This window comes from Cyclonatronum sp. (genome assembly GCF_022565315.1).
Taxonomy (GTDB): domain Bacteria; phylum Bacteroidota; class Rhodothermia; order Balneolales; family Cyclonatronaceae; genus Cyclonatronum.
In genome coordinates this window covers 1-7,943 of record NZ_JAIUMX010000141.1, presented here as the reverse complement: position 1 = coordinate 7,943, position 7,943 = coordinate 1, and the positions used below count along the sequence as shown (strand labels likewise).

General features: G+C 54.6%; 6 protein-coding genes. All 6 read right to left on the bottom strand.

Annotated features, from left to right (window positions below):
• Positions 1 to 72: 72 nt before the first annotated feature.
• Positions 73 to 1,527, bottom strand: a complete 1,455-nt coding sequence (locus LAT75_RS14380) for a GH3 auxin-responsive promoter family protein (protein ID WP_291483375.1) — start codon at positions 1,525 to 1,527, stop codon at positions 73 to 75.
• Between the two features lie 207 nt (positions 1,528 to 1,734).
• A complete protein-coding gene (locus tag LAT75_RS14375) occupies positions 1,735 to 2,895 on the bottom strand; it encodes a citrate/2-methylcitrate synthase (protein WP_291483374.1) in 1,161 nt (386 codons plus the stop codon).
• Positions 2,896 to 3,210: 315 nt separating this feature from the next.
• Positions 3,211 to 4,011, bottom strand: a complete 801-nt coding sequence (gene mazG, locus LAT75_RS14370; RefSeq protein WP_291483373.1) for a nucleoside triphosphate pyrophosphohydrolase — start codon at positions 4,009 to 4,011, stop codon at positions 3,211 to 3,213.
• A 45-nt stretch (positions 4,012 to 4,056) separates the two neighbouring features.
• Positions 4,057 to 5,496 (bottom strand): asparagine synthetase B, encoded by a 1,440-nt coding sequence (locus tag LAT75_RS14365; RefSeq protein WP_291483372.1) that lies wholly within the window; start codon positions 5,494 to 5,496, stop codon positions 4,057 to 4,059.
• Positions 5,497 to 5,553: 57 nt separating this feature from the next.
• Positions 5,554 to 7,521 carry a tetratricopeptide repeat protein gene (locus LAT75_RS14360; RefSeq protein WP_291483371.1) on the bottom strand — a complete coding sequence of 656 codons (1,968 nt, stop codon included), beginning with the start codon at positions 7,519 to 7,521 and terminating at the stop codon, positions 5,554 to 5,556.
• A gap of 104 nt (positions 7,522 to 7,625) precedes the next feature.
• The coding region (locus LAT75_RS14355) for a Maf family protein (protein ID WP_291483370.1) at positions 7,626 to 7,943 on the bottom strand (318 nt) is incomplete at its 5' end.

Sequence of the window (7,943 nt, the reverse complement as noted above, 5' to 3'; positions counted from 1 at the left end):
CTTGCATTTTTGCTTGAAAATCAGGCATGTCCGCCCCGCAGCATAAGTGCGGGGCCGGCGATTTCCCTCTGCTTACGCCAGCTTTTCGCAGCGCTTCATGAGGCTGAGGCATTTTTCCTGATCGTGAATCATGCGCGGGAATTTGGTCTGCGCTTTCACTTTCATGTGCTCGGCCTGCCATTCGCTGATGGCGTCCTGTGTGAGGGCGAAAAATTCGGGGAAGCCGATGGCGTCGCCGTTGCGGCGGATCTGATAGCTGCGGTTGGTATGGCGCAGGTCTTCATCTACGGCTTTTGCGAAGGCCGCCATATCGGCGGGGCGCTCGGCAAAGCGGATAAACCACACATGGTGCGGGCTCGCCTTGGCATCCTGATGCACCGCGCCAACGGTGCAGCTCGAGAAAATACCGCCGGTTTTGGCCGTTACCCGCTCGAGGCATTCCTGCACGTGAATGGCTTCGATGGTTTCGCCGTAGTTATCGAGCACATCGCTCGCGCGCCCTGCAACGCGGATGCGCGGCTGCTCGAGATCGGTGAAAATGATGAGGTCGTTGAGCAGGTAGCGCCACAGGCCCGAGTTGCTCGTAACCACCATAGCGTAGGGCCGGTCGGCTTCAACTTCCCAAACGGGAATGGTTTCCTGCAGGTACAATTCATCCCGGTTTTGTGACGGATTCGGGATAAACTCATAAAAAACATTGTTATCCACCACCAGCTTCATGTCGGTGCGGCTTTGGTCGGTGTTGAAGGCGAAGTAGCCTTCCGAAGCCCCGTAGTTTTCGATGAAGTGGAGGTCCATGCCCTCACACAGTTTCTGCAGGTGATTTTTGTACGAAGGAAGCGGCTCGCCGCCGGAAACCAGCAGTTTGAGGTTGGGCCAGATGTCGCCGATGTGATCCTTACCGGTGTAGTCGAGCACGAGCTGAAAGTAGCGGAGCATTACGGAGGGCAGGGAGGTGAGAACCCGCAAATCGTGCTTAACCCCGCGTTCAACCGCGATTTCGAGCTTGTCTTTGAAGGTCATCCACACGGATTCTTCCGGCTCAAGAATCTGAATCTTCGAAAGCAGTGAGGGCGCCATGAGGGCGAGGTGACCGCTGATTTCCCCGAAAATTACGCCGGGGTAATTCGGGTCGCGCTCGATGGTGCCGGGCAGGCTCATTTGCTTGCCCCAGATGTTGAAAATATTCGGGTGCCGCCGGATGTAGGAGAGCGCTACCCGCCGCAGGAAAATTTTGTCGCTGCGCTCACGGTCAGGAAACAGGGGGATATCTTTCGGGGCACCCGTTGTGCCGGCTGAAATGGCAAATTTGTTCGATTTACCCGGCCAGATGAGGTCCGCTTCGCCCCGCTTGATGGCCTCGCGATAGGGGTCGTAATCCTTAAAACTTGTGATCTGAACGGCCTGCTTGTATTCCTGATAGCTTTTTATGTTTTTGAAATCGTACTTCTTGCCAAAAGCGGTATCAGCCGCATAGCGCAGGTATTTTTCAAGGATGTTATTTTGTGGCTCAATAATTGATTTCATGCCGGGAAAGAAAGCAGGATGGTATTTAGTAGTAGTAATTTGATTAGTTAACCGGTCTCAAAAGTATGAAATAGCGCCTAAAATCCTAAATAAACTTTTGTGAATCAAAACGGTTGCGAAAGCTTTGCTTTAAAAAAAGAGCCGCCCGGTCAGCAGTTGACGGAGCGGCTCAGGAGGTAAATTACCGTGTTAAACGTCAGCGAGGGATTATGAACGGCTTTCGAGCGGGATGTACTCCAGATCGGTTTCGCCGAGGTAAAGCAGGCGCGGACGAATCAGGCGGTTGTTACCCAGCTGCTCGAGGTAGTGGGCAGTCCAGCCGCTCATGCGTGCCATTGCGAAGATGGCAGTGTACAGGTCGGGTTCGATACCCATGGAATAGTAAACGGTAGCAGAGAAGAAATCGACGTTGGGGTCGATGTTTTTCTCTTCTTTCATGATTTTTACGATGGTTTCTGACCACTCATAAAGGTATTCCATATTCACTTCTTTGGAGAGGTCTTTGGCAAGCAGCCGCAGGAATTTGGCGCGGGGATCGTAGGTTTTGTACACGCGGTGGCCAAAGCCCATGATTTTTTCTTTGCGCTCGAGCTTGCCTTTAACAAAAGCTACGATATCTGTTTCCGGATCGAGGCTCTTGAGCATGTTCATTACGGCGGTGTTGGCACCCCCGTGAAGCGGGCCTTTCAGCGAACCCATTGCACCGGTAACGGCTGCGTGCACATCAGCGAGGGTAGCGCAGATAGAGCGGCAGGTGAAGGTAGAGGCGTTCATGCCATGCTCAGCGTGGGTAATGAGCAGTACATCCATGGTGCGGGTTGCATTTTCGCCGGGCTCTTCGCCGTTGAGCATGTACAGAAAGTCGTAGGCAATGCTGTTCTTCTTGGAAGGGGTTACGATTTCCTTACCGTGGCGCGCGCGGTCAAAAGCGGCGATAATGGTCGGTGTTTTTGCAGTCAGGCGAATGGACTTGCGCAGGGTTGCTTCGGGCGACATTTCAAGTACTTCGGGATCGTCGTCGGCAAGCATGGAAACTGCGGTACGAAGCACGGCCATAGGCTCAGACTTCGGGTTCGCGCTGCGGATGTAGTTCAGCACTGTTTCAGGAACATCGCGCTCGGCAGTAAGCTGTTCGTTGAGTTCGTCGAGTTCCTGCTTGTTGGGTAAACGCTCGTGCCAGAGCAGAAAGCACACTTCTTCAAAGGTAGAGTTGCGTGCAAGGGTGTCAATATCGTAACCGGCATAGGAAAGCTCGCCTTTCGCGCCGTCTATTTTACTCTTTCTTGATGAGAAGGCTACAATTCCTTCAAGCCCTTTATCCATGTAAGGGTATTGGGATAAGTCGATATCGTTAATGTTAATCGCCATAAAGTACTCCGTAATTATGATTTTAGTAAGTTTTTGATAATAATAATACTTAGGTGTTGCCTGATGCTTTTTCCGGAATGGTAAACCGCAATGTTGTTTTAAATTTATAAGCTTCATATTTGATTGCGGTACCACCGCCAGCCATACAGGCCTGCCGGACTTACAGGCGAAACTATATTTGCAGCTACACAGCCTGAAAGCGCTTTTCAGTTATTAAGACAAGACAACAGAACAAAACAGACTGCGATCCCATCCACCCCCGTTCAGGCTATGATTAACCGAAGATACAAAAAATTAGCGTAAATTCGCTAACTATTAGCCGAGCTTTTGTTTGGCTTCTTCCCATAGGGCATCCATTTCTTCAAGCGTACTCTCTGATGTTTTCCGGCCCGTTTTTGCAAGGCTTTCTTCGATATAACTGAAGCGGCGGAGGAATTTGTTGTTGGTGGTTCGCAGCGCATTTTCGGCATCAAGCCCGGCAAGCCTGCCCACATTCACGATAGAAAACAGCAGGTCGCCGAATTCACGTTCCTGTTCATCGCGGTCGTTCGTTTCAAGGGCTTCTCTGAATTCGCTGATTTCCTCATCCAGCTTTTTCCAGGCTTCGGGCCAGGTTTGCCAGTCGAAGCCTACGGCCCCGGCTTTTTCCTGCATGCGCTGTGCACGCAGCAATCCCGGCAAATGTACCGGAACGCCCTGAAGCACCGATTTCCGGCCTTGTTCGCGCTGCTTGATCTTCTCCCAGTTTTGCTTTACCACTTCTGAATCGCCCGCTACGGTATCATTATCCCCGAACACATGCGGATGCCGGCTGATGAGCTTGTCTTGTATGGCGTAAATCACATCACCCATGTCAAAAGAAGCCGACTCCTGCGCCATTTCCGCATGAAAAACCACGTGCAGCAAAATATCGCCCAGCTCTTTTTTCAGCTCGGCCATGTCGCCTTCATCTATGGCTTCAATCGCTTCATAAACCTCCTCAATCATCAGGTCGCGGATCGATTCGTGCGTCTGCTTGCGGTCCCAGGGGCAGTTGTTGCGGAGGATGTGCATCACCCGTAACAGATCATCGAATTTCCGGCTGGGTGCTGCGGTGAAGCGGGTTTGCTGTTCCATCAGGTTTTTAGGTTGGTGTATTTGTAGGGGGATGTTTACGGGGCCTCATAACTGTTTCCGGCAAAAATAAAGTTCCGGTTTTGTCTGTGCAGCGCTCACACGGCCTCTTTGGGTTTTGTCGGTTTTCCCCCCCTGTTGTATGCGCACAAATTCCATGGCATCGGCAAAAAGCAGCTTCCCTGTACGGGTTTCGGCTTCCGGGCGGGAGGTTTTCAGCTCCTGCCGCTCAGCCGCCGGGAAAAGGATGTTGTTGAGAATCAGCCGGTAGCCGGGGCTGTTCGGGAAGAGGTCGAGGTCGGTGGGCGGGTCGCCTACGCGGTGGGTGTAGTCTTCCGGGTCGTGACCGCCGTAGAAAGTCCAGAAGCCTTCCCCGAAATTGCCGTGAATGTACTTGGCTTCGTCGCGGCCAGAGTTACGAGCCATAACCACCACATTGTTCTTGATGGTTTCCATGCGAAAGGCAGTCGTTTGCCCGTAAAACCCTTTGATGCTGCTCACGTGGTTTTGGGTGAGCATGCTGGGCACGGGGTCCCATTTAGCCGAAAATTCAAACAGGGTAAAGTAGTCGAGCGCTTCATCGAGCTGACCCAGACGCACGGGCACGTCGATGTTGGCATGGCGGTATTCAGCGGGGTTGAAGGTAAGTTCGAAATTTTCAAAGGCCAGGGTTTGCGTGAAGTCGAGCCGCTGATTGGCATTGGGATCAACGGGGTCGCCGTCGAATTCCTGCGGTACAATATCTACTTCAACAGCAGCCAGGGCGATATCGAAGGTGTCCGTGGCCGAGCACATGGCAAACATGAAGCCGCCGTTGCCCACAAAATCACGGATAGTGAGTACTACCGCCGTTTTCATATCGCTGACCTTACTGAAACCATGTCGCGCTGCCATCTCTTCAAGGTCGCGCACCTGCCGCTGATACCAGGGCGTGTGCCGGTAGGCAGCCCAGAATTTGCCGTACTGCCCGGTGAAGTCTTCATGATGGAGGTGAAGCCAGTCGTACTCGCTGAGGGCACCTTCAAGAATTTCGCTGTTGTAGATTACATCGTAGGGCACCTCGGCGTAGGTGAGGGCCAGGGTTACGGCGTCATCCCAGGGGAGCATGTGTGAGGGGGAGTAAACCGCGATGCTCGGGGCCTCCTGCAGGGGTACCAAAGCGGTGTTGGAATTGTTGCTTTCTACCTCACGGATGATGCGCTGCGCCTGCGCGTCGGTAATCTGCTCGATGCGGACATTCCGCAGCCGCGCATTCCGCACGATTTCACCCTGATTGCGGGCCAGGAAACTGCCGCCGCGGTAGTTCAGCAGCCAGTTGGCGGTGTACCCTTCAGAAATCTGATTGTAAACAATGCCGTAGGCTTTCAGGTGGTTGGTCTGCGACTGATCCATGGGGATGAGCACGTACTGCGCCTGTGCGGCCTGGCTGCCGGAAAGCAGCAGAGCAATGGTGAAAAGGAAGCTTTTGAAAAGGGAGACGGAATTCATGGCACGTTGGGGAGGTGTTGCGGTGGGTTGAGGGAAATTGAATGAGCTTGGTTTAGCTCAGCTTGCACGCTGAAGCACCCGGATGCGCTCCCGGGCAGTTTGTGCGTAAAAGCCGGCCGGAAATTCGATGATGAGCTCTTCGTAGTAAAAAACGGCGCGGGACAGGTCGAGTGCGTCGCTGATGGTGTACAGGCCGTTGATGAGCTGACCGGTGCGGCTGTCCGGCAGGGCGGCTGTGAGGGAAAGATAGCGGCTGAGTACCGGCCGCAGGCTTTCGCCGGTTTCGCGGGTGTTTGTGCCTGCCTGCGCGATGGCGTCGGCAAGGCGGGCGCGCTCCCAGAAAAGGCGTTCGCGCTGCGAAGAAGCCTGCCCCGATTCAATAAATCGGTGAATCAGGCTGAAGGCGATATCCGGGGCTGTGTGCGTGAGCTGATGCGCGGCAAGCAGCAGGGCTTCCGTCTGAAGCGGAGTGCCGGGGCCGAGCTCCATGAAGGGCAGCAGCCTTTCGAGCGAAGCCGCCTGATTACCGGAGTTGTACTCGAATAGGGCTTTGGTGTAGTCGCGCAGCTGCGGGCTCACGCTGTCCCGAACGATGCCTTCCTGAAGCAGCCCGCGCAGCCGCAGGGCATCGTTGGCGTAATAGGAGGTGGTCTGACGCTGCAGCGAGCGCATCTGCAGGCGGGCAAACTCATAGTCGCCGGCGAAGAAATCACTCAGGCTCAGAAAGTAGCGCGTTTTTTCGGCCATCTCGCCGGTGCCTGCAGCGCGGTTGGCCCGGCTGAGTGCAAGCCTTGCCCGTACAAAATCCTGCTCAAAAAGGCTGATGCGCCCGCTCAGGTAATCAGCTGTGATGCGGTCACGCTCTGAGCTCGCTACGCTGTCGAAGCGCGTGTTCCATTCCAGGGCCCGGTTAAGGCTACGAAGGTAATCCAGCGAAAGCTCCACAAGGGAAGCGTAAACCTCGCTCATGCCGCGGTATCGGGGTGCTTCCCGGGGGATTTCACTCAGCAGGGTATAGGCTTTTTGATAGAGGGATGCGGCTTCGTCGTCGAAATCAAGATTGTAGCTGAGCAGGTAGCGGGCACGCCTGATATACAATTGTGAGAGCTGCTGCCGTGCATTCACAAAAAGCTCGTGGGAGGGGCTGCCGCTGTAGCGCTGAAAGGCTTGTTCGGCAAGTTCAAACTCGTTGAGGTTCATCAGCCGGCGGCCAAGTTCAAACACGGGAAAGCTGTTGTCGCTCAGCCGGTCTTCGAGCGCCTGCGCTGTAGTGAATGCGCGGCGGTACAGTCCGCGCTCGTTGTACAGCCAGATAAGCATGCGCCGGTGTGCGGCCCATTCGTCGCTGCCGGGCCGCAGGCTGTGGGAGGCTTCCTCAAATTCCATGATGCCGGTATCCAGGAAAAACGCATCTTCGTAGCGGGCAATCTGCCGCTGTATGGCGTGGATGAAACCCGGGTTCACGCTCAGTAAATGGCTGTATTCGCGCATGGTTTCTTCATATTTACCTGCAGCAGTGAAATTCTGCGCGATGTCGAAACCGAACATCTGATCGTTGTTGAGTATCCTGCGGGCGTCGAGGTAGAGCAGGGCTGCCTGCTCGTGCTCACGGCGGCTCACCATTGATTCGGCTACAAGGCGGTACACCTGTACGTTGCGCTCGTTTTGTTCCACAATTTTCCGCCACCATCCCAGGGCTTCATCCCGTTGACCGTTGATATGGTAGATTTCACCCACCCTAACCGACAGGTTGGGAAAACCGGGGTTTTGCAGCGTGAACCGCGTGAGCAGCTCGATGGCTTCCTCATAGTTGCGCAGCTGCACAAGTGTTGTGGCAAGCCGGTCGATTACCGGGATGTTTTCCGGGTTTTGTTGCAGCAGCTCCCGGTACATGTCAGCCGCGAGTTCATATTCTCCCTGCGAGAAAAACTGATTGGCCCGCTGGAAGCTCGCGCCGCGCTGCTGAGCAAGGGCAGTATCAAGAATGAGAAGAGAAAAAAGAAGCAGCAGGGAGGAAATGCGCATGGTCATAAATCGGTGTGGCAAAAGAGGAATTGGTGCGGATGGAAGCAGATGGGCTTGCCCGGTAGCTGCAAACGGCAGGGGGGTGGGTTTATGATGAAGGAATTTCAGGGCCGGAGCGTTTCAGGGAGGAAGTCCGGCGCGAAATGCCGGAGCTCGGTGTAAAACCGGTGCATCGGAAACCCCACAACAGTATAATAATCGCCGGTGATGTGCGCAACAAACAGGGCGCCGAGATCATCCTGTATGCCGTAAGCCCCGGCTTTATCCATGGGTGAGCCGCCGGCAACGTAGCGGCTTATTTCGCCGTCGGTAAGTTCCCCGAAGCGAACCTGCGTAGCTTCCGAGAAAACGTGCACCTGATCAGGCTCCGCTGCCGGGTCAGCGGCCGTACGCACAAGGCAGACCGCGCTGATTACCGTGTG

Bases quoted from the DNA above. Each gene is read 5' to 3' on its own strand.
- LAT75_RS14380 (WP_291483375.1), bottom strand. From the start codon at position 1,527: ATGAAATCAATTATTGAGCCACAAAATAACATCCTTGAAAAATACCTG.
- LAT75_RS14375 (WP_291483374.1), bottom strand. From the start codon at position 2,895: ATGGCGATTAACATTAACGATATCGACTTATCCCAATACCCTTACATG.
- mazG (WP_291483373.1), bottom strand. From the start codon at position 4,011: ATGGAACAGCAAACCCGCTTCACCGCAGCACCCAGCCGGAAATTCGAT.
- LAT75_RS14365 (WP_291483372.1), bottom strand. From the start codon at position 5,496: ATGAATTCCGTCTCCCTTTTCAAAAGCTTCCTTTTCACCATTGCTCTG.
- LAT75_RS14360 (WP_291483371.1), bottom strand. From the start codon at position 7,521: ATGCGCATTTCCTCCCTGCTGCTTCTTTTTTCTCTTCTCATTCTTGAT.